The organism is Sphingorhabdus sp. (assembly GCF_044338195.1).
Classification (GTDB): Bacteria; Pseudomonadota; Alphaproteobacteria; order Sphingomonadales; family Sphingomonadaceae; genus Sphingorhabdus_B.
In genome coordinates, this window is sequence record NZ_JBIIMC010000032.1 from 1 (window position 1) to 23,109 (window position 23,109).

21 protein-coding genes and 1 riboswitch are annotated in these 23,109 nt (G+C 54.4%); of the genes, 10 read left to right on the forward strand and 11 right to left on the reverse strand.

Annotated features, from left to right (window positions below):
• The first annotated feature begins 333 nt into the window (after positions 1-333).
• From ACIQZK_RS08805 to ACIQZK_RS08830, 6 genes are all read left to right on the forward strand, one after another.
• Positions 334-2,157 (forward strand): hypothetical protein, encoded by a 1,824-nt coding sequence (locus tag ACIQZK_RS08805; RefSeq protein WP_397575802.1) that lies wholly within the window; start codon positions 334-336, stop codon positions 2,155-2,157.
• A 102-nt stretch (positions 2,158-2,259) separates the two neighbouring features.
• Positions 2,260-2,877: an EF-hand domain-containing protein gene (locus ACIQZK_RS08810; RefSeq protein WP_397575803.1), complete on the forward strand. Its 618-nt coding sequence runs from the start codon at positions 2,260-2,262 to the stop codon at positions 2,875-2,877.
• 78 nt (positions 2,878-2,955) lie between these two features.
• Positions 2,956-4,059, forward strand: coding sequence for a DUF2827 family protein (locus ACIQZK_RS08815; RefSeq protein WP_397575804.1), 1,104 nt, complete (start codon positions 2,956-2,958; stop codon positions 4,057-4,059).
• 28 nt (positions 4,060-4,087) lie between these two features.
• On the forward strand, positions 4,088-5,212 hold the full coding sequence (locus tag ACIQZK_RS08820) for a DUF2827 family protein (protein WP_397575805.1): 1,125 nt from the start codon (positions 4,088-4,090) through the stop codon (positions 5,210-5,212).
• A gap of 56 nt (positions 5,213-5,268) precedes the next feature.
• Complete coding sequence (locus tag ACIQZK_RS08825; protein ID WP_397575806.1) at positions 5,269-6,069, forward strand: FkbM family methyltransferase; 801 nt, start codon at positions 5,269-5,271, stop codon at positions 6,067-6,069.
• Positions 6,070-6,211: 142 nt separating this feature from the next.
• Positions 6,212-6,985 carry a thioesterase family protein gene (locus ACIQZK_RS08830; protein WP_397575807.1) on the forward strand — a complete coding sequence of 258 codons (774 nt, stop codon included), beginning with the start codon at positions 6,212-6,214 and terminating at the stop codon, positions 6,983-6,985.
• Here ACIQZK_RS08830 and ACIQZK_RS08835 read toward each other — a convergent pair.
• From ACIQZK_RS08835 to ACIQZK_RS08850, 4 genes are all read right to left on the reverse strand, one after another.
• Positions 6,982-7,563: a septation protein IspZ gene (locus ACIQZK_RS08835; protein WP_397575808.1), complete on the reverse strand. Its 582-nt coding sequence runs from the start codon at positions 7,561-7,563 to the stop codon at positions 6,982-6,984. The genes ACIQZK_RS08830 and ACIQZK_RS08835 overlap by 4 nt on opposite strands.
• 4 nt (positions 7,564-7,567) lie before the next feature.
• A complete protein-coding gene (gene rlmN / locus ACIQZK_RS08840) occupies positions 7,568-8,806 on the reverse strand; it encodes a 23S rRNA (adenine(2503)-C(2))-methyltransferase RlmN (protein WP_397575809.1) in 1,239 nt (412 codons plus the stop codon).
• A gap of 45 nt (positions 8,807-8,851) precedes the next feature.
• Positions 8,852-9,331, reverse strand: a complete 480-nt coding sequence (locus ACIQZK_RS08845; RefSeq protein ID WP_397575810.1) for a hypothetical protein — start codon at positions 9,329-9,331, stop codon at positions 8,852-8,854.
• 98 nt (positions 9,332-9,429) lie between these two features.
• On the reverse strand, positions 9,430-10,077 hold the full coding sequence (locus ACIQZK_RS08850) for a histidine phosphatase family protein (RefSeq protein WP_397575811.1): 648 nt from the start codon (positions 10,075-10,077) through the stop codon (positions 9,430-9,432).
• Between the two features lie 140 nt (positions 10,078-10,217).
• Here ACIQZK_RS08850 and dnaN point away from each other — a divergent pair, with 140 nt between their 5' ends.
• On the forward strand, positions 10,218-11,333 hold the full coding sequence (dnaN, locus tag ACIQZK_RS08855) for a DNA polymerase III subunit beta (protein WP_397575812.1): 1,116 nt from the start codon (positions 10,218-10,220) through the stop codon (positions 11,331-11,333).
• Positions 11,334-11,370: 37 nt separating this feature from the next.
• Here the strand turns inward: dnaN and ACIQZK_RS08860 are convergent, their stop codons facing one another.
• The 3 genes from ACIQZK_RS08860 to ACIQZK_RS08870 form a co-directional block, all read right to left on the reverse strand.
• Positions 11,371-13,113 carry an amidohydrolase family protein gene (locus ACIQZK_RS08860; protein WP_395635211.1) on the reverse strand — a complete coding sequence of 581 codons (1,743 nt, stop codon included), beginning with the start codon at positions 13,111-13,113 and terminating at the stop codon, positions 11,371-11,373.
• Positions 13,114-13,286: 173 nt separating this feature from the next.
• The gene (locus ACIQZK_RS08865) at positions 13,287-14,507 is read right to left on the reverse strand and encodes an argininosuccinate synthase (protein ID WP_397575813.1); all 1,221 of its coding nucleotides are present in this window, start codon (positions 14,505-14,507) and stop codon (positions 13,287-13,289) included.
• A gap of 41 nt (positions 14,508-14,548) precedes the next feature.
• Positions 14,549-15,118: a TMEM165/GDT1 family protein gene (locus ACIQZK_RS08870; RefSeq protein ID WP_397575814.1), complete on the reverse strand. Its 570-nt coding sequence runs from the start codon at positions 15,116-15,118 to the stop codon at positions 14,549-14,551.
• A 15-nt stretch (positions 15,119-15,133) separates the two neighbouring features.
• Positions 15,134-15,317: riboswitch (yybP-ykoY riboswitch) on the reverse strand.
• 31 nt (positions 15,318-15,348) lie between these two features.
• Here ACIQZK_RS08870 and ACIQZK_RS08875 point away from each other — a divergent pair.
• Positions 15,349-15,774, forward strand: coding sequence for a DUF1801 domain-containing protein (locus ACIQZK_RS08875; RefSeq protein WP_397575815.1), 426 nt, complete (start codon positions 15,349-15,351; stop codon positions 15,772-15,774).
• Between the two features lie 209 nt (positions 15,775-15,983).
• Positions 15,984-18,056: a malate synthase G gene (locus tag ACIQZK_RS08880; RefSeq protein WP_397575816.1), complete on the forward strand. Its 2,073-nt coding sequence runs from the start codon at positions 15,984-15,986 to the stop codon at positions 18,054-18,056.
• On the opposite strand, the gene ACIQZK_RS08885 is transcribed toward ACIQZK_RS08880, so the two are convergent.
• A complete protein-coding gene (locus ACIQZK_RS08885; RefSeq protein WP_397575817.1) occupies positions 18,053-19,225 on the reverse strand; it encodes a M48 family metallopeptidase in 1,173 nt (390 codons plus the stop codon). The two genes, ACIQZK_RS08880 and ACIQZK_RS08885, sit on opposite strands and share 4 nt — an antisense overlap.
• A gap of 102 nt (positions 19,226-19,327) precedes the next feature.
• Positions 19,328-20,281, reverse strand: coding sequence for a thioredoxin-disulfide reductase (gene trxB, locus ACIQZK_RS08890; RefSeq protein WP_395635207.1), 954 nt, complete (start codon positions 20,279-20,281; stop codon positions 19,328-19,330).
• A gap of 155 nt (positions 20,282-20,436) precedes the next feature.
• On the opposite strand from trxB, the gene ACIQZK_RS08895 reads away from it, so the two are divergent.
• On the forward strand, positions 20,437-20,754 hold the full coding sequence (locus tag ACIQZK_RS08895; RefSeq protein WP_183941786.1) for a 2Fe-2S iron-sulfur cluster-binding protein: 318 nt from the start codon (positions 20,437-20,439) through the stop codon (positions 20,752-20,754).
• A gap of 119 nt (positions 20,755-20,873) precedes the next feature.
• Here the strand turns inward: ACIQZK_RS08895 and ACIQZK_RS08900 are convergent, their stop codons facing one another.
• Together ACIQZK_RS08900 and ACIQZK_RS08905 are read right to left on the reverse strand one after the other, a co-directional pair.
• Positions 20,874-22,139: a NupC/NupG family nucleoside CNT transporter gene (locus ACIQZK_RS08900; protein ID WP_397575818.1), complete on the reverse strand. Its 1,266-nt coding sequence runs from the start codon at positions 22,137-22,139 to the stop codon at positions 20,874-20,876.
• Complete coding sequence (locus tag ACIQZK_RS08905; protein WP_397575819.1) at positions 22,139-22,924, reverse strand: NUDIX hydrolase; 786 nt, start codon at positions 22,922-22,924, stop codon at positions 22,139-22,141. The genes ACIQZK_RS08900 and ACIQZK_RS08905 overlap by 1 nt, the downstream gene beginning before the upstream one ends.
• Positions 22,925-23,109 lie beyond the last annotated feature (185 nt).

Consider the following 23,109-nt stretch of genomic DNA (forward strand, 5'->3'; position numbering starts at 1 on the left):
CCTTAAAACATGCGTTGAAGCGTTTTCGTTATAAACGAACACCATCAAACATGATCATTGCCCCAACTGCCCATCACTTTGCTAACTTCAGAAAGCCAGCTTAAGGCGTAGCTTCCCTCTGTCATATAGATAAAGAAAAGTTATCATATTTATTATGCATGCATTTTTCTACGCTCGAATTTGGTTTTTTAACCATTCCAGAAAAGCTAACTCTGCCGGTGGTTCGGGGGCAGCTCACTTTTGCAGTTGGCAATACACGAGCTCTAGGGTCAACTCAAAAAGGCTCTCGACACACTGACAGCTATCTAGATGGCGTAATTGAGGAATTGTAAAATGTTGAACAAAAAAATTGTTCTTTTAACTGGCGTTGCTGCAGCAGCAACATCCGCCTTTGTTGATAATGCCCAGGCACAGGTTGCTACAACGGGTGGCGAAACACAATATACCACTACAAAGGTGAGCACGCAGGCGTCGACCAACGCATCTGCTGTAACGGCAACTGCAGCGACAGCGTCAACATCGGCGTCGGTTCTTGCACGTAACTCGGCAGCAAACACTGCCTTGCTTGCGACATTGTCGACTGCAGAGGCAACTGCCTTGGCAAACCAATCGGTATTGGCAACTGCTGTAACCACAGCAAACTCCGCAACGACCGTGGCTTCGAGCCTTTTGGTTGTAGCATCGACAACGCAATCGACTGCTTTGTCGTCTGCGAACTCCGCGACTGCGCTCACTTCGGGTCTGGTCAGCACTGCAACGTCGGCAACAGCAACCGTAACATCGGCTCAGTCGGCATTGGTCGCTGCTCAGGCAACGAACACTGGCGTATCTGCAGCGCAATCGACCTTGTTGGCAGCGCAATCGACTTTGGCATCCGCAACTTCTGCTGTAACATCGAACGCAACGGTGGTCGCGACCACTTCGACTGCGCTCGCAACAGCGAACGCCAACGTTGCACTTCGCAATAACAACTACACAACTGCTGTGACTACTGCGTCGACAGCAACCGCAGCAGCAACCTCCGCGTCTGCTTCACTTGCAACATCGTTGGCTGCCAACACATCGGCTACCAGCGCGTTGACTTCAACTCTAGCAGTCACAGGCGTGTCTACTTCGGGTAACGCTGTTACTGATCTTGTTGCAGTGCAGTCCACGCTCGTTGCAAATGCTTCGACAGCGACCGCCAACACTGCAGCCGCAGCAACAGCCGTTTCGACTGAAGCAAACTTCACTGCAACTCGCGCAATCTTGGCAACTGCAGCTGCAAGCTCAAACACTAACATCGCTGCTGCAGCAGGTACGCTGACATCATCAGCTGATAACGGCAAGAACTTCGACACCGAAGTGCTTGGTGCTCTATCAGGTCACGAAGATCGCTTGACCACTCTTGAAGACGTAGTGGCTGCTGGCGATGCGGACAACTTGGCAGCTCTGGAAGCTGGCGACGTTGCAACGTTGGAAGCAGCAGTAGCTTACACCGACGAAGCAGTAGCAGCTGGCGACGTTGCAACGTTGGAAGCAGCAGTAGCTTACACCGACGAAGCAGTAGCAGCGGAAGCTGAAGCGCGCATCGCTGGCGATGCTGAAACTTTGGCATCTGCAAATGAATACACCGACGATGCAGTAGCAGCAGAAGCTGCATTGCGTATCGCTGGTGATGCTGCAACGTTGACGACTGCGAATTCGTTCACAACGTCGGCAGTAGCAGCTGAAGCAACGATCCGTGCAGCAGCTGATACAGCTGAAGCAACGACCCGTGCAGCAGCAGATACAGCGCTTACGACACGTATCGCTGCAGAAGAAACAGCACGTGCAGCTGCAGATACAGCACTTGGTGCACGTATCACTGCAGAAAACAGCGCACGTGTAGCAGCTGATAACGCGCTTGGTGCTCGTATCACTGACTTGGACAACACACTGCGTGACAAGATTGCAAGCTCAACAGCAACTGCAATCGCCATGGGTGGAAGCACGATCTTGCCAGATACGAACTTCACACTCTCCGGCAATGTCGGCATGTATGAAGGCGCATCTGCAGTGGCTCTTAACGCTGCTGGCCGCGTAAGCGAGAAGGTCTATGTCACCGCTGCCGTTGGTGGTGGTCTGAACAAGGGCGGAAAGCTTGGCGGACGCGTTGGAGTGGTTTTTGGTTTCTAACTAAAACTCCAAACTAGCTAAAAACGGGCCGGCAATGTCACATGACATTGCCGGCCTTTTTTATTTGCGCTTTGACAAGCTATTGGGATACGGCAGCACATTATGACATCCCCAAACATTTACATTGCCCGCCCCGTGTTCAAGCTGCACCTGGTCCGCAGCTGCGCGTTTATAGCGGCGGTCGCCTTTGCGCAGTCTGCGAATGGATATGTTATGCAGGGCGCCGCAACAAAGGCGGCTGCCCCTAAAAACCAAGTACAAGCTGCGCAGCCCCAAAAACCATCAGTTTCGCAAGATCTGGCCAGATCCAGCTTCATACAACTTATGGACGCTGAATTTAAAAAGCGCGACTTAGATGGAAACGGAAAGGCAACCCGGGCGGAAGTAGAAGAATATACCAAGCGCGCTGCAACCGCGGAAGCCAAGCAGAAGAATCAGGAGTTATTCAGTCGTCTTGATGTCGACAAGAATGGCCTAATCTCACCCGCAGAGTTTGCGGCCCTGGTTCCTGCGCCCCAATTTGTAGATGTGTCTGCCGAAATGATCCGCTTTGATAAAAATCGCGATCAGATTATTACGCTCGTTGAATATCGCACCACAACACTGGCAAATTTTGATCGATTGGACGCGGATAAGGATGGCATTTTATCAGCTGCCGAAATGACAAGCTTGAATGCCGCAACACCAAGTAGTAAAAAGGATACAGATCAAAGTCGCTAACCGCCCAGCATCAAAGCGGGCGCGCGAACATTGGCAACATCTTTTTACAGTCATAATGTAAAGTCGGAAAATTAAGATATGCGTATTGGCATTTCAATCATAACCGTTCCAGATCATAATATTTGGAACAACGGAATTGGGCAAAATGTGTATCATTTGGCCAGTACCCTGGCCCAGATACCATTTGTAGAGCGCGTATTTCTGATAAATGCGGGCAATGAAGATTATCATCCGCATGGTGCGGGCGACATAGCCAATGAATATCCCCTCCTCTCACTAGCCGAAGCAAAAGAATGCATCGATGTCGCTATCGAACTTTCGGGTGCGTTGGAGGTGCCATGGCTCAAGAGGCTTCGTGCGGCTGGTGGCAAGGTCGTGTATCACAATTGCGGTCAACCGCATGCATCATTGGTAGAACCTACCATATTTGATAAGCCGTCATTCTTTGGTGAAACCGATAGATGTGATGTCGTCTGGCAACTTCCCAAAGATGCGATCTTCAATAGCATGATGTCGGTCATTCACCGATGCCCTGTGGTGACAGTGCCCTATCTTTGGGACCCAATCTTCATTGATCAGTCCATTAGAGATCTGCAAAGCGATGTATTGAAGTTTGGCTACAAAAAAGATTCACTCGCAACGGGCGCCACAGTCAGCATATTTGAACCCAATATTTCCGCGATTAAGATGGGCGTTATTCCATTAATGATCTGCGAAAACACGTATTCCAACAGCCCTGACCTCATTCAGCATGTCAATTTTCTGAATGGGATAGCGATGGCGTCACATCAGACATTTTTTCATCTCGTCAATACATCGAACCTATATCAGAACCAAAAGATGACTATCACGCAACGTGAGGTGTTTTCGCACACCATGTCAAAGGGTTCAAATCTCGTTGTTGCACATCAACTGGAATGTACGGACAATTATGCATATCTGGATGCCCTGTACGGACATTATCCGCTGGTACATAACTCCCCAAGCTTCTCTGAAGTGGGCTATTATTATCACGGATGTGACATAGACAGTGGATCGGCGGCGCTTGTCGAAGCCATTCAGACGCATGATGCTAATCTTGAAAGTTACGCTGCCAAAAGCGACAAGTTTATTAGCAAATTTAGTCCAAAAAATAGAAAAAATATTGATGATTATGCCAGGGCGCTACTGTCGTTGATATGATTTCTGCTGTGGTCGGGATATTCTGAAAATGAACATTGGAAAAAAAGATGCCTTGAAAGTTGGTATCACGATTCATGCCAGAGATGAGCATCAATCGGTTTGGGAAAATAGCGTCCATCAAACAGCCATATTTCTTTCAATGGCCCTGCGGAATATTCCGTTTGTAAAGAAGGTCGTGTTTGTGAACTGCGGAGATTACCAGTCTCCGAATTCAACTATTTTAAAGTTCACTAAGGCAGAGATAATTGATCTCAACAAGGCGCATGAGACCCTAGATCTGGTCATTGAAGTGGGCGCGCAGCTGCCCGTCGACTGGATCGAAAACTTTGGCGCCCGCGGCGGTAAGGTCGTAGCCAACAGACTTACAAACGATCTTGTTATCGATTTTGAAAGAATGGCGTTCGCGCTTCCCCCATCATTGACGTTTTTAGGCGCTAAATATCACGCCATATGGGCGCCCCCATCTTATGAGGATGTCTGCAAATCTTACTACACACACGGCTTCAAAGCCACATTTGCGAGCGCACCTTCCATCTGGAGCCCTCTACTCATTGATAAATATTCGGAAGAATCATCAACAAAATTTGAGTATAAGCCTGGTGCGAAGCGCTGGAACGTCGGAATACTTGAGCCAAATCTGTGTTCTACAAAAACCTGTCACTTGCCCCTGTTGATTGCAGACCATGCACACAGAAAAGATGGCACCATGATTGAAAATATTTTGGTTTTTAACACTATGGCGGTCAAAGACCATGACAGCTTTATAAATTTTGCGAAAAGTTTAGACGTTGTGCATCAAGGTATTGCGACCTTCGAAGGCCGGTTAAATATATATATGATCCTCGGCCAGATTGTTGATGCAGTGGTCACACACCAATGGCTGAACGACGAAAATAACTTATATTATGAGGCGTTATACGGCGGTTTCCCTCTCATCCACAATTCAGATTTTCTTGGCGATTGTGGCTATCGCTACAATACGTTCGATTGCGTTGATGGCGGATTGTCATTTCTTCAAGCCTTTAGAGAGCATGATAAAAACTTGGCTGAATATAAAAAACAAGCAAATATGTTTTTAGCCAAAATGAACCCGGATGCACCCGAAATTATCGATGCATATGCCAAAAATATTTCTGATCTATATCAGGAATAGATATATTATTTATCATGTTATCTAAATTATGAAAATTTAGCTGAGATGCAAAACTTATGTCAGAAATGCGTTTAACAACAACTGGAAGTTACAAGTTTTTAACTAATCCATGCGATGTTTATGTTGGCAAATCTTTGGAAATTTATGGTGAATGGTCTCATGGAGAACTAAACATCATATCATCTCTCGTTCCAAAAAACGCAAATATTCTTGAAGTTGGCTCAAATATTGGCGCCCATACTGTTTTCATTGCAAAAGAAATTTGCCCAGAAGGGAATGTTTACGCATTTGAACCACGGCGCATAATTTTTCAAAATCTATGCGCTAATTTATGTATAAATGAAATCAGCAATGTTTATGCATTCCAAAAAGCACTCGGATTAGATTTTGAGATAATATTTGAAGGCCCAATCCCGCAAGATGGACTGGTAAACCACGGCGCATTTGATTTAGGCAGCATAGACGGAGTTGGCGAACACATTAATGTGGAGCCACTTGACGCTTATTTAGAACAATTCCAAAAAATTGCATTGATCAAAGCTGACGTAGAGGGCTTTGAAGAAGATGTTTTACGTGGTGGATCACAAATTATTTCTCGAGATAATCCGATTTTATATTTAGAAAATGATAGAGTTGATAAATCTCAATCTTTAATCGAATATGCCTGGGCCATAGGCTATGATTTATACTGGCACATTGTTCCACTTTTTCGAAATGAAAATAACGCAAAAACGCCATATAATATCTTTGGCAATACGCACTCTTTCAACATGCTAGGCGTACCTAAAAGTGCAGGAATTACACTTGATGAAGCCAGTAAAATTACAGATTCAAGTAAACATCCTTTGAAACCGTAATTTTATTTCAATTTCATATAAAAAAAACCTGCATTTACAAGGCGCTGCAAAATAGACTTACTGCAAAAGCCAATGGAATGATTGGCTTTGGATTTTTATGCCGCGCCTTGCGGCGGCAAATTTCTCTCGCTAAGTCAATGCCATGAACCTTGCATCACTTCTCGCCCAGTTCGAGCCGGGCGCCGCGTCGCACAAGATATCCATCCCTGCCACTTGGCATCAGGGGCGCACCTCTTATGGCGGCTTAAGCTCGGCACTGGCCTATCAAGCGGCGAAGATGACGGCGGAGGATTTGCCGCCGCTCCAGTCCGCACAAATCGCATTTGTGGGCCCCTTGGCGGGCGATGTTGAGGTGCAGGCCAACATCCTGCGCCGCGGTAAGAACACAGCATTTATCAAGGCGGACATTGTCGGCGCAGATGGCATCGGCCTGACCTGCACGTTCATTTTCATGAACCGGCGGCAGAGCCATTTGGACTATATCAACATCGCCCAGCCCGAATTCCCGCCACTTCCGACCGCGGACAATGTACGCAGCGGCCCGCCGGAATTTTTCACGGGCCATATGCAATATCCGGACAAGCGGCTCGAACTGGGCTTAGCCACCAATCGGCTCGCCAGCTGGCACCGCTTCACCGAGCATGACGGGCTTGACCATATTGCCGAACTTATCTGCATTGGAGACGCATTGCCGCCATCTGCGATGGGCTTGATGACCGAAAAGGGCATGGTGAGCTCCATGAACTGGCAGATCAACATGCTGACAGATACGCCAACGACCGACGATGGATGGTGGTATCTCTCCAGCGAAACGCATCATGCCGCCAACGGCGCGAGCAGCCAATATATGACCACATGGAACAGCCGCGGTGAAGCCGTGCTTACCGGCATGCAGTCGGTGGCAATTTTCGCTTAAACCGCTGGCTTTGCGCGGACAAAGCGCATGGCAAAGATCACCAGTCCGAAGACAATGAAATTGTCGACGAATGTTTTATAAAACAACCAGTTGTCCGTCGTCAGCAATTTTGCAGCGCCATAATTCAACGCCGCCATGATCAGGCCGATAACGCCCATGACGATAGCAAAGCGGCCCGCATGGATATCCGAATAAGGCATATACCGCGCTAAACCTTTGCCGATATATGGCCCGCCGCGCACGCCATCGATAATGAAGAAACTGGCGGCGATTAATCCAGTAATTGTGCCGCGCTGCTTGATCCATTCATCATCGTTCAGCCAGACTGCGAGGCCGGCTGAAATGCACAGCATCAAGATACCGAAGAGCGCAAGCCCGCCGGTGACATCAATTTTCGTTATGCGCTGGAACAGGACAAGCCCGAACCCGACGACCACGCCTACCATCGCCGCAGTCTGCAAATCGGTGAACTTTGCAACGAAGTAGAACAGCAGGCCCGTGATGATATCAATGGCAAATGGCAAGCGGTTGTGGCGCGCAAATACGCCGCCATTCACGTCTGTTCCTTGCGCGGCCATGGCCTTACCCTAACGCCGCCTGTTTTTCCTCAGCGAGGCGGTCCAGTTCGGCGCGGCTTTTCTTTTCGCTGGAGGATTTCAGCTGGCCGCACGCCGCCATGATATCGCGGCCGCGCGGTGTGCGCACGGGCGCGCTGATGCCCGCTTCAAAAATGATGCTGGAAAAACGCTTGATGCGTTCTGGATCCGAACATTCGTAAATCGCGCCGGGCCATGGGTTGAACGGTATCAGATTGACCTTTGCCGACAGTTTATACTGGCGGATGAGGCTCACGAGCTCGCGCGCGTCTTCGTCGCTGTCGTTCTTGTCCTTCAGCATCACATATTCAAATGTGATGCGCCGTGCGTTGCTGACGCCGGGATATTCGGCGCAGGCACGCAAAAGTTCATCAATGCCATATTTGCGGTTGATGGGGACGATTTCGTCGCGAATTTCCTTGGTCACCGCATGGAGCGAGACCGCGAGATTTACGTTAATCTCTTCGCCCGCACGGGCCATCATCGGCACAACGCCCGACGTCGACAGCGTAATGCGGCGGCGCGACAGGCCAAGGCCATCGCCATGCATCACGATCTTCATCGCATCACGGACGTTGTCGAAATTATACAAAGGCTCGCCCATGCCCATCAACACGATGTTCGTGAGCATACGGCCATCGGCGGTGTAATGGCCGACATCATCATCTTCATCATCGTCGGCAACCGACGCCATATTGCCCTTTGGCCATTCGCCAAGCGCATCACGCGCCAGCATGACCTGCCCGACAATTTCGCCCGGTGTCAGGTTGCGCACCAGCCGCATCGTGCCCGTATGACAGAAACGGCAGTTGAGCGTGCAACCCACTTGCGAAGAAATGCACAAGGTGCCGCGATCCGCATCGGGAATGAACACCATTTCATAATCTTGCGCATCATCGGTGCGCAAAAGCCATTTGCGCGTGCCATCGGTCGAAACCTGCGCCTCGACCACCTCTGGCCGGCCAATGACAAAGCGGTCGGCGAGCCATGGGCGCATGGTTTTGGCGATGTCGGTCATCGCTTCAAAATCGGTCACGCCGCGATGGTATATCCAGTGAAACACCTGCTTTGACCGGAGCTTTGCCGCCTTTTCATCCAACTGCGATTCTTCAAAAAGCTGACGGATTTGGAGATGGTTCAAGCCCAAAAGGTCAATTCGGCCATCCGCACGCTGCGTAATCGCGCGTGGGGTGACAACGGGGTCTATATGGCCGGGAATCTGCATGATGGCCGCGCCTATACGCAATCAATCGCCGAAATGCCAGCTATGCTATCGCACAGCGCATCCCAACGCCGCAGCATCGATTGCACTGGGCGCACCGCGCAATGCGTAGGCATCGACAATCGACCGGCCATCGCGCCCGATCGTTTCGGTGCTGAGCGACGTTGCCGAGCGGATGGCGGCGATAATCGCCAAGTCCGTCCGCCGGTCCGCCGCCCATGCCGCGTTGCTATTGGCCTTTAAACGAAAGCGCCTTCCGCCCGCGGTCAACGTCACGCCGCTATTGGCCGCCCGATCGCGCGACAGCCGCACGTAAATCTGGTGCGTAACACTGCGCTTTGGCCAAAAACCGATGGAGACATAAGCCGCCCGCGTTGGTGGTCCTATCGTCTCGTCGGGTTCCGAAATCGCATAGCAGCGGGGGGTTTCCGGGTCACGAAACGCCGCCCACCCCTGATACACGCCAAGCCGGTCTTTGGCAGACAGCGGCGCGGCGGCCGCAAGCGTCAACGCAAACATCAAAAGCATGCGTTTTCCGGCGGAGGCCGGAACCCAGCGCGGCGCGGCGCCGGTCTGTTCTGGGCTCCTGCCTTCGCAGGAGCACACATCATGTGGGGTGACAAACCTCAAGCACGCTCCCCAGCGCCATCGCCGTCAATCACCAGCGTTTCGATACCATCGCGGATCATCACCATGCTGCCCTGCGCAAGGCTGTGGGCAATGGGCGCGCCAAAGCGTTCCATGGGTTCCAAGCCCAGCAAAACCCCGCGCAGCACGCGCGCGGTCATCCCATGGCAGATGATAAGCATGTCCTGTTCAAAACTTTGGTCCGCTATCCAATGACGCAGCCGCTGCGCGACATCGTCGTAAAATTCGCCGCCCTCGGGACGCACGGAAAACAGCTTGTGCTCCATATCGACGATTGGGCCGATTTCCGCAGATATGTCGGCATAGGTACGGCTTGACCAAAGGCCGACGTCAATCTCCAGCAGCCGGTCGTCGCGCATCGTTTGGTGCCAGTCGGCGTCGATTTCCTCTGCGACCAATGCAAGCGTCTGCAGCGCGCGCCCGGCGGTGGACGACCAAAGCTGCGGCGTGGGGTCACCCCCCAGATAGTTTGCCAACGCACGCCCCATGGCGCGCGCTTGCACACAGCCGTCCCATGTCAGCGGGGTATGCAGCTCCGCCTGGCCCTGCATCCGCGCAATTTTGTTAAACACCGTCTCCCCATGCCGTGCGATGAAAAGCCGTCTACCGTTTGTTGAAATACCCATAATCGCCTTATTCCACAGGATATTCTTCGACGCAAAACCTATCGGCTTGCCCTGCTGGCCAAAGCGGTTATGGAAGAATCGCCATAGAATAGGGATTTTTGGCTGCTTTGTGCCTGCCATGCCCGATAAGGGGAATTTGAATGAGAGCCACGATCGAACGCGCGACCCTGCTGAAAAGCCTGAGCCACGTCCAATCCGTTGTGGAACGGCGCAACACTATCCCCATTTTGTCGAACGTCCTGATCGAAGCCAGCGAAGGCGGCAAGATCAAGCTGACCGCGACGGACCTTGATCTACAGGTTGTTGAAACCTTTGCCGCCGACGTTGAAACCCCCGGTGCAACCACCGTTTCGGCGCACACCTTGTTCGAAATCGCGCGTAAGCTTCCCGAAGGTTCGCAAGTTCAGCTGCACGCCGCGGATGGCCGTATGGCGGTGAACGCTGGCCGCGCCCGCTTCTCGCTCGCAACATTGCCGCGTGAAGATTTCCCAACGATTGCAGAGGGCGAATTGCCCACATCGTTCGAAATTCCCGCAAGCTCGTTGATCCAGATTATCGACAAGACGCGCTTTGCGATTTCGACCGAAGAAACGCGTTATTATCTCAACGGTATTTTCCTGCACGTCACCGACGATGCCGATCCTGTGTTGAAAGCAGCGGCCACCGACGGCCACCGCCTCGCCCGCGTCACGCTGCCGCGTCCAGCGGGCGCAGAAAATATGCCCGACATCATCGTGCCGCGCAAATGCGTCGCCGAAATCCGCAAGCTGCTTGACGAAAGCGGCGGCAATGTCATCCAGATCGATCTGTCGGCGAGCAAAATCCGCTTCACCTTTGACAGCGTCATCCTGACATCAAAGCTGATCGACGGCACATTCCCCGATTACAGCCGCGTCATTCCAACCGCGAATGACAAGCTGCTGCGCATCGACCCCAAGGCATTCAGCCAAGGCGTTGATCGCGTTGCGACCATCGCCACCGAAAAAACCCGCGCGGTCAAAATGGCGCTTGATAAAGACAAGATCACGTTGTCGGTCACCAGCCCTGAAAACGGCACGGCGGCAGAAGAAGTGTCCGGCCAATATAGCAGCGACAGCTTCGAAATCGGCTTCAACGCGCGTTATTTGATGGACATATTGGGCGAAATCGAAGGCGACGTCGTCGAGCTTCACTTGGCCGACGCCAGCGCCCCAACGCTCATTCGCGAGAATGACAAGTCAGCGGCGCTGTACGTTTTGATGCCAATGCGCGTCTAATAAATGGAGTGGCTTCCGCGCTGGAAGTCCTCCCTTATTATTCCGCGGCTTCCGCCATATCGATGCTCTGCGGACCGCGCACCACGATACCGGGCAAAGCGCCTGTCATCGCGCCATCACGGAACGTGACCACGCCCGATTTAATCGTCGCCGCATAGCCTTCAGCCTTTTGCAGGAGCCGCTTGCCACCGGCGGGCAGGTCGAACGCCAGCCAAGGCTTCAACAATTTCAACGCGTCAAAATCGATGACGTTGATATCGGCCAGATAGCCGGGTTTCAGCACACCGCGGTCATTCAGCCCATAAAGCCGCGCCGTGTCGTGGCATTGGCGTTTGACGGCCAGTTCGAGCGGTATTGTCCCGGCCTTACGATCACGCGCCCAGTAACTGAGCAGAAATGTCGGTGACGCCGCGTCGCAAATGGTTCCGCAATGGGCGCCGCCGTCGGACAGCGATGCGACGATATCGTCACGCTGGAGCAGCTCTTTGGTGAAGTCCAAATTGCCATCCATATAATTCAGTATCGGCAGGTAAATCATGCCGTTACCGTCGTCGGCCATCAGTTGGTCATAGGCATATTCGGCCGCGTCTTTGCCTGCGGCTTGCGCAAAGCCGAAGACGCTTTCTTCGCGTGTGGGTTCATAGCTAAAGCCATCGCCGAGCGGGAATTGCATGGCCCATGCGGCCGTCACCAGCATGAAGAATGGGGCCATATCAACCGAAGGCGGCGGCAAATTATCCTCCGCCAACATCGCTGCCTTAAACGCCGGATCGGACAGTTTTGCCTTTTGTTCGTCCCACGACAGTCCGGCAATTTTCTGCCAGCTGGGCTTGCGCATAAATGGGTGCACCGTGCCGCGCCAGTTCATGATGACGCCGATACCGCGCAGGCCAATCGCCGCGACGAGGTTCGCGCCATTATCATTGGCGTGGCACATCCCCGCCATTTGCTCGGTCCACGGCATTTGCTTGATAGGCGATTGCAACATGGTGAAGGCGATGGGCAGCCCCGTTTCGCGGCTTAACCGGCCCATCCAGCCAAACTCGTCCCATTCCTCCAAGAAATCGGTGGTCAGCTCAAATACCCCGTGCCCGACCTTGCCCATGGCGCGGCCAATACCAACCAATTCGGGTTCGGTCGCGGTGGTCCCGGGGACAAGTTCGCCATCAATCGATTTATGCAATACCGTGCGGGAGGTCGAAAAGCCCAAAGCCCCTGCGCGCAAGCCTTCCTCCACCAGCCGCGCCATTTCGGCGATGTCGGCTTCGGTTGGCTCCTCATTATCCGCGCCGCGCTGTCCCATGACAAAGGCGCGCAGCGCGCCGTGCGGAACTTGCGTGCCAATATCGATGGTGCGCGGCAGGCGTTCGAGCGCATCGAGATAATCGGGAAAGCTCTCCCAATCCCATTTCATCCCCTCGGCCAATGCGGTGCCGGGAATATCCTCGACACCCTCCATCAGGCCGATCAACCAATCATGCTTGTCCTTTTTCGCGGGCGCAAAGCCAACGCCACAATTGCCCATGACGACCGTGGTGACGCCATGCCAGCTCGACGGCCCCATCTCGCTGTCCCACGTTGCTTGGCCGTCATAATGGGTGTGGATATCGACAAAACCTGGCGCGACGATTTTACCCGACGCATCAATCTCTTCGCGACCCGAAGCGCTGATTTGGCCCATAGCGGTAATGATGCCGCCATCCACCGCAACGTCAGCGACAAAGCGCGGTGCGCCCGTGCCATCCACCACGGTTCCACCGCGAATGACCAAATCATGCATATCGACTCTCCTCTTCCTAAAGGCTAGCCTATCAGACTTAATCGGGCGGTTAAAGTGGGGTCGCGTTGACGGCGAAATAACCAATAATCGTCATCCTGAACTTGGTTCAGGATAACGCGTCACCGTTGCATGTTATCCTGAAACAAGTTCAGGATGACGTTTTCTCTATGATATTACGCTTTACGCTGCCCCAGCAAGCGCAGGCGAAGTGCGTTCAGTTTGATGAAACCCGCCGCGTCCTTTTGGTCATAAGCGCCAGCGTCATCCTCAAACGTCACAACTTTTTCGCTGTACAGGCTGTTGGGCGATTTGCGGCCAACGACACTCGCCAGACCCTTATACAGCTTCAGCCGAACGGTGCCGGACACCAACGTCTGTGAATGGTCAATCGCGGCTTGCAGCATCTCGCGCTCGGGCGAGAACCAGAAGCCATTATAGATAAGCTCGGCATATTTCGGCATCAGCTCATCTTTCAGATGCGCTGCGCCGCGGTCGAGCGTGATGCTTTCAATGCCGCGATGGGCACGGGCATAAATCTCACCACCGGGGGTTTCATACATGCCGCGCGATTTCATGCCGACGAAGCGGTTTTCGACCAGGTCAAGGCGGCCAATGCCATGCTTGCGGCCAAGTTCATTCAGCGCGGCAAGCAAGGTCGCAGGCGACATCGCTTCGCCGTTCAGCGCGACGCCGTCGCCCTTTTCAAAATCGATGGTTATATATTCGGGCGTGTCGGGCGCATCCTCTGGATTCACGGTGCGCGAGTACACATAATCGGGTGTCTCATCCCACGGGTCCTCAAGCACTTTGCCTTCGGACGAGGTGTGCAGCAGATTGGCGTCGGTCGAAAACGGGCTTTCGCCGCGCTTATCCTTGGGCACTGGAATCTGGTGTTGTTCGGCCCATTCGATCAACCGTGTCCGGCTCGTCAGGTCCCACTCACGCCATGGCGCAATCACCTTAATGTCGGGGTTCAGCGCATAAGCCGAAAGTTCGAACCGCACCTGATCATTGCCCTTGCCCGTTGCGCCATGCGCAATCGCATCCGCGCCAGTTTCGGCAGCAATCTCGATCAACCGCTTGGAAATGAGCGGACGGGCAATCGATGTGCCCAACAAATAGTCGCCTTCATAACGCGCGTTGGCGCGCATCATCGGGAAAACGAAATCGCGCACAAATTCTTCGCGCAGATCATCGATGTAGATATGGTGATCAGGCACGCCCATCAGCACAGCCTTTTCGCGTGCTGGCCCAAGCTCTTCGCCCTGCCCCAAATCGGCGGTGAAGGTGACGACTTCGCAGCCATATTCCACCTGTAGCCATTTCAGGATGACGCTGGTGTCGAGCCCGCCCGAATATGCGAGGACGACTTTTTTAACGCTGTCTTTGGTCATATCATTTTCCGAAGCTGAATATCCGCCGCGCGCCTAACAGTTTAGGCGGGGTTCGACAACTCCCACAACTGCCAAAGCCCCAGAAAGAGGAACATCGCCGCCGCAATCCTGTGCACGATGCGCAGCGAAACCTTTTCCACCAGCTTCTCACCCAGATAGACCGCAGGGACATTGGCGATCATCATGCCCAATGTTGTTCCGGCCGCGACCACCAGCACCGCATGATATTGCGCGCCAAGTGCGATTGTTGCGACTTGCGTCTTATCGCCCATCTCGACGAGGAAAAACGCGATTGTCGTCGCCACAAATGCCCCGCGCTGCGACGCGACTTTGATATCGTCATCGACCTTGTCGGGAATAAGCGTCCACGCCGCCATCAGGATGAAGCCAATGGCCACCGCGATGCGAAATATGTCGCTCGTGAAGACAGTGGCGAGCGCACTGCCCGCCCAAGCCGCGAGTGCATGATTGGCCATTGTGGCAGCAAAAATGCCGGCAATGATAGGCAGCGGCTTTTTAAACCGTGTCGCCAGCAATATGGCGAGCAGCATTGTCTTGTCGCCGATTTCGGCAACGGCAACAAGCAAGGTAGACGCGAAGAAAATTTCCATAATGCTTTCCGGATCAGGCAGTTAAAAAACGCAATGCCACCCACAACCCCGCCCGACCGGAACGGATTGCAGATGCCATTGGTCTCGCCTTGAACCGCATTTGCGGCCCCACATGCACCATGACCTCTCGGCCAAATATGTTGATGCATGTCCCATTTTCATCAAGAAAATGGCTGGCTACTCCCCAGATGACGCGATATTCTCTAGGCTGCGATCAAGGAAGAAGCAAGGTGACAAAGGCTGAAATCAAGACCAAGCCGACCGCAGTTGATGTAACAGCTTTCATCGACGCGGTTGCCGATGAAAAGCAACGCGCGGATGCGCATAAACTCGCCCAAATGATGACACGGCTGACGGGCCACGCACCCAAAATGTGGGGGCCAAGCATCATCGGTTTTGGCCAGTATCATTACAAATATGACAGCGGTCGTGAAGGCGACATGGCGCGCATCGGCTTTAGCCCGCGCAAGGGCCAAACTGTGCTCTACATTACCGACGGTTTTGCAGGGCATGCCGAACTGATGGCAGAATTAGGAAAATATAAGACGGGAAAATCTTGCCTCTATATTAAACGGCTCAGCGACGTTGATGAAGCTGTCCTTGAACAATTATGCGCCGCGTCGTTGAGATATATGGATAGTAAATATCCCGAATGAACCGAACGGCTGGCTGCTCCCTAGCGGAAGGAACGGCGTTTACGCGGCGATCCTATGGCTTCAAACTTGCTGCTAATCAGCAGCATTTGCCCAGTGTCCGGCGCGCCGTTACCGGCAATTAAACGCTTTTGCACCGTCCAAACTATCGCTAGGGAGACGGCAACAACAAAATTTCTCCCCAGGCACCATGTCCCACTGGAGCCAAAGTCATGACTGAATATGTAACCCGCGCAAACCTGCAGGTCGCCGATGAACTCGCGCTTTTCGTTGAAAGCCGCGCGCTGTCGGGCACGGGCATAGCCGCCGACGCTTTATGGTCGGGCCTATCCGATATTCTCGCACAGTTTGTGCCGGTGAACCGCGCACTGCTCGCCAAGCGCGACGCGCTGCAAACCCAAATCGATGCCTGGCACAAGGCAAACCCCGGACCGATCAGCGATATGCCCGCCTATCAGGCATTTTTGCGCGATATTGGCTATCTCGTTGCCGAGCCAGCCGCGTTCGCCATAGGCACGCAAAATGTCGATGCGGAAATCGCGACGATGGCGGGGCCGCAGTTGGTCGTGCCGAGCCTGAACGACCGCTTCGTTTTGAACGCCGCCAATGCCCGTTGGGGCAGCCTATATGATGCGTTATATGGCACTGACGCGCTCGATGCGCCGCCTGCCCGCGCAGGCGGCTATGATGCGACACGCGGTGCAGCCGTCATTGCCTATGCGCGCAATTTCCTGAACCACAGCATCCCCGGTTGGGAAGCCGTCCTGTCGGGCGGGACATCCGATTTCTTCGTTACGCAAACCGCATCGGGTGACACGAAACGCTATCTGTTCAAACAAAATGGCCTGCATATCGAGATATTGGTCGATCCCGGGCACGCCATTGGTGCGACCGACGATCTGCATATCGCCGATGTCATCCTTGAAGCTGCGCTGACGACGATTATCGATCTGGAAGATTCGGTTGCTGCCGTCGACGCGCAAGACAAGGTTGCGGCCTACACCAACTGGCTTGGCCTGATGCGCGGTGATCTGGTCGCGTCGTTTGACAAGGGCGGACGGACAATGACGCGCGCGCTTGAGCCGGACCGCAATTATGACGGCCTCACCCTCGCTGGCCGCAGCCTGATGTTCGTGCGCAATGTTGGGCATCTGATGACCAATCCTGCGGTGCGGTTGCCCGATGGCAGCGAAGCGCCCGAAGGCATTCTCGACGCATTGTTCACTTCGCTGTGCGCGCTGCATGACCTGAAAGGTCTTGGCATGCATCGCAATAGCCGGGCAGGTTCAATCTACATCGTGAAGCCCAAGATGCACGGCCCCGAAGAAGCCGCGCTGACCAACGCATTGTTCGATGCGGTTGAAGATGTGCTTGGCCTGCCGCGCCACACCATCAAGGTCGGCGTGATGGACGAAGAACGCCGCACCAGCGCCAACCTAGCCGCATGTATTCACGCGGTGAAAGACCGCATCGTCTTCATCAACACCGGCTTCCTTGATCGCACCGGCGACGAAATGCACACCGCGATGCAGGCTGGCCCCATGATCCGCAAGGCGGAGATGAAAGCGAGCAGCTGGATCCAAGCCTATGAGGCGCGCAACGTCCAAATCGGCCTTGCCTGCGGCCTTTCTGGCAAAGCGCAAATCGGCAAAGGCATGTGGGCCGCGCCCGACATGATGGCCGACATGATGGTGCAGAAAATCGGCCATCCCAAGGCTGGCGCCAACACCGCATGGGTCCCCTCCCCCACCGCAGCGACTTTGCACGCCATGCATTACCACCAGTTTGACGTCTTTGCGCGGCAGGCGGAATTGGCCCAAGAACCCACGCCGGGCCTTGATCCCTTGCTGAATATTCCCGTTGCGCCCGTCGGCCATAATTGGTCCGATGAAGAGGTCACGCAAGAGCTTGAGAACAACGCGCAAGGCATCTTGGGCTATGTCGTCCGCTGGATTGACCAAGGCGTCGGCTGTTCAAAAGTGCCCGACATTCACGACATCGGCCTGATGGAAGACCGCGCCACATTGCGTATTTCGTCGCAGCATATCGCCAACTGGCTGCTGCACGGCATTGCGACCGAGGCGCAGGTGGACGCCGCGCTGACCAAGATGGCGGCGAAGGTCGACGCGCAAAATGCCAGCGATCCGCTTTACGAAAAGCTCATAGCGGGCAGCATCGCATTGAAGGCCGCCCGTGCGCTCATCTTTGAAGGCGTAACGCAGCCCAATGGCTATACTGAGCCATTGCTGCACAAATTCCGGCAGGAGAAGAAAGCGGCGGCCTAACGCGGCGCCGCTTTTTTAAGCTGCTCCGCTTTCCAGTCCATCGCCCGGCGCACGCGGTTTTCGACCGATGGGTGTGAGTAGAATATCAATTCTTGCAACGCCGATGGCCGCGGGTAGCGATATTCGGCGGTCTTGACCAACGCGCCAGCAAGCGCATCGGGCAAATTCGCGGTGCGGAGCGAATAAGCGTCAGCCTCGCTCTCGCCAACGCGCGTCACGCTGTTGACCACGGGCTGCGCAAACAGGCCCAGAACCGAGACGATCAGCAACAATATCGGCAATCCTTCGGGGTCGCCGATGCTGGCTTTGCTGCCAAATAAGGCCGCGACGCGATTAAATAATCGGTCGGCCAAAAAGAAGCCAAGCATCGCAATGAACACAATGGCGAAGACCATCCGCCACACATGGCCAAGAACATAATGCCCAATCTCATGCCCCGTTACCGCCTTCACCTCGTCCAATGACGCCTGCTTGAGCGCAACGTCGGAAATCGCAATCCGCGCCGAACCAAAAACGCCCGAGACATTGGCGGTGAAGTTGTTCGACTGGCGCGAGCCATCAAACATCAGCACACGGTCATGCGGAATATTGGCTTCGTCCGCCATTTCAAGCAACGCCGTCCGCACTGGACCCGCAGGCACCGGCTTATATTCGTTGAACATCGGTTCAATCACCACAGGCGCGAGCAATATCGTCGCCGCCGCGGCAAAGGCCGCAAGGCCGCCGGACCATATCCACCATGTTTTGCCCGCACGGCGGATGAGCGCATAGACGCCGAGGAAAAACAGCCCGCCCAATATGCTCGAAATCGTGATGCCAATGGCATTTTGCGCGAGGAAGTCAGACAATGGCTGGTCCGTCCGGCCATAGGATCGTTCAAAACCCCATTGCTCATAAATGCCCCATGGCAGGCTGATCACCGCCGAAATGACAAAGAAAGCGACGCAGATTGTCCATGTGCGCAATGCCCAGCCGCGATTTTGCAATTTCGCCGACAGGCGGTCGAGCAACCCCGAACGCACAACAATCCACGTTACAATCGCTGTGACAACCAACCCCGCCAACAACATCCAATGCGTGGCGATGGTATAGCTTTCGGCCTTTTGCAGCGCCTCTGGCCCCAGACTGTCAATATAACGCGCGGTCTCTGCCGCTGGATCAAATGCCATAGATCTTCCCTCCGATATGCTGTGTTAGCTATCTCACACAGCATGGACATGCAACCGCATCTTGCGGACGGGCGGCATATGGGGTTTTACGCTCGGGGTGGTTTACGCAACAGCGTCGATAAACCGCTCCGCATCCAATGCAGCCATACAGCCCGTGCCTGCGCTGGTGCATGCTTGGCGATAGATGTGGTCCATCACATCGCCGCAGGCAAATACGCCGGGGATGCTGGTTTCCGTTGCCTGACCCTCTGAACCGCCACGCACCTTGATATAGCCGCCGGCCATATCGAGATGCCCTTCGAAAATGCCGGTGTTGGGCTTGTGCCCGATTGCGATGAACACACCGTGTAATTCGATATCTTCGGTGCCGCTGCCGTCGGTCGCGGCGATGCGCATGCCCGTGACACCCATCGCGTCGCCCAAAACCTCATCCAATGTGTGGTTCCATTTGATGGTGATTTTGCCTTCGGCTTCGCGCGCGAACAGGCGGTCTTGTAATATCTTTTCCGCCTTCAACTTGTCGCGGCGATGGACCAAGGTCACATGGCTTGCGATGTTGGCGAGGTATAAAGCTTCTTCGACCGCGGTGTTGCCGCCGCCGATGACGGCGACAGGCTTGTTGCGGTAGAAAAATCCGTCGCAGGTTGCGCAGGCCGATACGCCCTTGCCCATGAACGCAGTTTCGCTGGGCAGGCCGAGATATTGCGCGCTTGCGCCGGTTGCGATGATGACCGCGTCGGCGGTATAATCACCCGCGCCGCCCGTCAGGACAAAGGGCCGCTTCGAAAAATCGACCTTTTCAATATAGTCATTTTCAATCCGCGTGCCGAAACGTTCCGCGTGCTTGCGCATCCGTTCCATCAACTCGGGGCCCATGACGCCCGCATCATCACCGGGCCAGTTGTCGACTTCGGTCGTGGTCATCAACTGCCCGCCAATTTCAACGCCGGTGATCATCATGGGCGTCAGATTGGCGCGCGCGGCATAGACCGCCGCGGTGTATCCGGCTGGACCGGAACCGATAATGATAACTGGGGCGTGGCGATTTTCGGTCATGGACGGTCTTTCTGATTCTGTTCGGTCCGGACATAAGCGCCGCCACCGCTTTGGCCAAGTGCGCCGCCCGACTTATCCCCATTAAATTAGCGCTTCACATTATGACGTCGGCAACTTATCAGGCGGGCCGAAACACGGGTTTAGGGAGCATTTTCATGGCTAAAATCACAGTAATTTCTCGCGATGGCCAAGGCCGCGAAGTTGAGGCTGAAAATGGCCTGAGCCTGATGGAAGTCATCCGCGACAATGGCTTTGACGAATTGTTGGCATTGTGCGGCGGTTGCTGCTCATGCGCGACCTGCCACATCCATGTCGATCCCGCCTTTGCCGATCGCCTGCCCAAGATGAGCGAAGACGAAAACGACTTGCTCGACAGCACCGACCACCGCAACGAAACCTCACGCCTGTCGTGTCAGGTTCCTGTGACCGATGCGCTTGACGGCCTGATCGTCACCATCGCGCCTGAAGATTGATTTAGAGCGACGTCGCCAAATAGAACTTCATATCGTCATCCTGAACTTGTTTCAGGATAACGCGCGACGGTGATTTGTTATCCCGAAACAAGTTCGGGATGACGCCTATTTTGCTAAATTCAAACTGCCGTAACGAGGCCAATCATCGCCCCTGTCATCGCAGAGGCGAGATTGCCTGCGACCCAGCTTTTCATACCCAATGACGCCGCTTCGGTGCGACGTGCAGGGCATAAGGTGCCGATCGTCGACACAAGCAGTCCGATGCTGGCCAAGTTCGCAAATCCGCATAAGGCATAAGTGACAATCAGCTTGCTGCGCGGACCCAAGGTGCCATCGGCCAACGCCGCCATGTCGAGATAGGCGACATATTCGTTCAATATCGCCTTGGTTCCCATCAACCCGCCTGCAGTTCCTGCCTCGTCCCACGGCACGCCGATTGCCCACATCAACGGCGCAAACAGCCAGCCGAACATCCGCCGCAGCGTTAACGCCGTCCCATCGACGAAAGGCAACACGGTCAGCATCTGGTCAACCAAAGCAACCAGCGCAAACACCACGATGATGATACCAATAACCGCAAGGAACAGCTGAACCCCGTCCATCGTCCCGGTGATGACCGCGTCAATGCTGCTTTCATATTTCAAGCTGGTGTCATCAGGGTCCATCTGCGTATCCCCCGCGCCCGGCACCATCAGCCGGGCGATCAGGATCGACGCGGGCAGCACAATTAAAGATGCCGAAATCATATGACCAACAGCGTCAGGAAGTGTTTTGGACAGCGTCTGCGCATAAAGGATCAGGATCGCGCCGGAAATTGTCGACATCGCCAGCACCATGACCATGAACAATTCGCTGCGGCTCATTTTCTCAAAATAGGCGCGGACGACCAGAGGCGCTTCGACGACGCCCAAGAAGATATTGGCGCCGGCGCTTAAACCAACGACGCCGCTCACCCCCATTGTCTTTTGCATCGCCCAGCTTAACCCCCGCACGATGATCGACAGGATTTTCCAGTGCCACAATAATGCAGAAAGCGCCGAGAAAACGATGACCAAAGGCAATATCTGGAAGGCAATAATCAGCGGTGGGCTTGCACCTTCCTTCAGCACGAACGGCAATTCCCCGCCGCCGGTATAGCCGAACATATAGCTTGAACCGACCAAAGTCGCCTGTTCGATCGCCATGACCGCATAATTGGCGAGCATGATAACGTCCCACACAACGGGGACCCGCACGATCACCAAAGCGATCAATATTTGCAGCAGCAACGCGCCACCGACCCAGCGCCAGCCCGGAAATGCTTTGCGCTGTTCGGAAAATCCCCACGCCATCAACAATATGACCGCGATCCCGATCAACCCCTGCATTTGCGCGAGCATCGCCATTAACCGCGCATTGCCTGATCGAGCGACTCCTGAAGCACGGGATAGCCATGGCCGTCGGGGATGCAGAGCCAGTTTCCGTCTTCGCGCTTGTCGATATAGGTCAGGACGGTGGAAACCGGATGCGCCGCCGCGTGCGCCGCAGCAGCGTCAAAGGTGCCAAACATCGCCAGCCGTTCCAGATTGCGGCGCGTCGGGAAGATGATCTTCACCTCGCCCTTGTCGGCTTTTTCCAAAACTTCCGCCGCGCTGGCCCAAAACAGCGCCCGGTTTTCGGTGTGGTCAACCGTCGCCAGCGGCGTCGTGTTGCCTGCATCCACCAAATAGAAGCGCGTATCAAAAACCCGCGATGCCCGCTCAAACGCTGGTGGCCGCCAGCGTGACCATGGCACGAGTTGGTCGAAATCGGGTTCCCAGCCAAAGCGGTTGCATATGGCTTGCAGGCTTTCCCCATCATGCAACGCCGCGCGCGGCGCATCGCAATCGGCGGGGTCATCAACACCCTTTAGTCCAAGGGCAAGTCCAGCCTCCTCAATCGTCTCGCGGATCGCCGCCAGCCGCGCCGCGGCCTCGTCCAACGGCAAAGGGCCGCCCAGCATTTCAGCATAATCAAAATCCGCCGGATCGACCTTCCCACCCGGGAAAACCGCCGCACCGCCCGCAAAAGCCATGGCCTTGATACGTTCGACCATCAGCAACAATGGTGCACCGCCATCGGGGTTTTGGCGAAAAATCACCATAGTGGCGGCGGGGGTGGCGATGGGTTCGGGCGCTGTTTCTAAAGTCATGTCCCACTCAAGCATGGAATGCCCGGCGTTAGAAGGGGAAAGTTAATCTAGGGTCAGGACCTATTAAATTCACCATCGCGGTTTGAGGCCATATTGTTCAGTGCAAGGCGGTAAGCGCCGGACTTAGTGGTTCTAAGTCCAAGCTTGCCAACGCAGCAATGGACAATATGGGTCAAATCCGAAGG

Excerpts from the sequence above, each read along its gene's own strand:
- ACIQZK_RS08805 (WP_397575802.1), top strand. The coding sequence starts at position 334 with ATGTTGAACAAAAAAATTGTTCTTTTAACTGGCGTTGCTGCAGCAGCA.
- ACIQZK_RS08810 (WP_397575803.1), top strand. The coding sequence starts at position 2,260 with ATGACATCCCCAAACATTTACATTGCCCGCCCCGTGTTCAAGCTGCAC.
- ACIQZK_RS08815 (WP_397575804.1), top strand. The coding sequence starts at position 2,956 with ATGCGTATTGGCATTTCAATCATAACCGTTCCAGATCATAATATTTGG.
- ACIQZK_RS08820 (WP_397575805.1), top strand. The coding sequence starts at position 4,088 with ATGAACATTGGAAAAAAAGATGCCTTGAAAGTTGGTATCACGATTCAT.
- ACIQZK_RS08825 (WP_397575806.1), top strand. The coding sequence starts at position 5,269 with ATGTCAGAAATGCGTTTAACAACAACTGGAAGTTACAAGTTTTTAACT.
- ACIQZK_RS08830 (WP_397575807.1), top strand. The coding sequence starts at position 6,212 with ATGAACCTTGCATCACTTCTCGCCCAGTTCGAGCCGGGCGCCGCGTCG.
- ACIQZK_RS08835 (WP_397575808.1), bottom strand. The coding sequence starts at position 7,563 with ATGGCCGCGCAAGGAACAGACGTGAATGGCGGCGTATTTGCGCGCCAC.
- rlmN (WP_397575809.1), bottom strand. The coding sequence starts at position 8,806 with ATGCAGATTCCCGGCCATATAGACCCCGTTGTCACCCCACGCGCGATT.
- ACIQZK_RS08845 (WP_397575810.1), bottom strand. The coding sequence starts at position 9,331 with ATGCTTTTGATGTTTGCGTTGACGCTTGCGGCCGCCGCGCCGCTGTCT.
- ACIQZK_RS08850 (WP_397575811.1), bottom strand. The coding sequence starts at position 10,077 with ATGGGTATTTCAACAAACGGTAGACGGCTTTTCATCGCACGGCATGGG.
- dnaN (WP_397575812.1), top strand. The coding sequence starts at position 10,218 with ATGAGAGCCACGATCGAACGCGCGACCCTGCTGAAAAGCCTGAGCCAC.
- ACIQZK_RS08860 (WP_395635211.1), bottom strand. The coding sequence starts at position 13,113 with ATGCATGATTTGGTCATTCGCGGTGGAACCGTGGTGGATGGCACGGGC.
- ACIQZK_RS08865 (WP_397575813.1), bottom strand. The coding sequence starts at position 14,507 with ATGACCAAAGACAGCGTTAAAAAAGTCGTCCTCGCATATTCGGGCGGG.
- ACIQZK_RS08870 (WP_397575814.1), bottom strand. The coding sequence starts at position 15,118 with ATGGAAATTTTCTTCGCGTCTACCTTGCTTGTTGCCGTTGCCGAAATC.
- ACIQZK_RS08880 (WP_397575816.1), top strand. The coding sequence starts at position 15,984 with ATGACTGAATATGTAACCCGCGCAAACCTGCAGGTCGCCGATGAACTC.
- ACIQZK_RS08885 (WP_397575817.1), bottom strand. The coding sequence starts at position 19,225 with ATGGCATTTGATCCAGCGGCAGAGACCGCGCGTTATATTGACAGTCTG.
- trxB (WP_395635207.1), bottom strand. The coding sequence starts at position 20,281 with ATGACCGAAAATCGCCACGCCCCAGTTATCATTATCGGTTCCGGTCCA.
- ACIQZK_RS08895 (WP_183941786.1), top strand. The coding sequence starts at position 20,437 with ATGGCTAAAATCACAGTAATTTCTCGCGATGGCCAAGGCCGCGAAGTT.
- ACIQZK_RS08900 (WP_397575818.1), bottom strand. The coding sequence starts at position 22,139 with ATGGCGATGCTCGCGCAAATGCAGGGGTTGATCGGGATCGCGGTCATA.
- ACIQZK_RS08905 (WP_397575819.1), bottom strand. The coding sequence starts at position 22,924 with ATGACTTTAGAAACAGCGCCCGAACCCATCGCCACCCCCGCCGCCACT.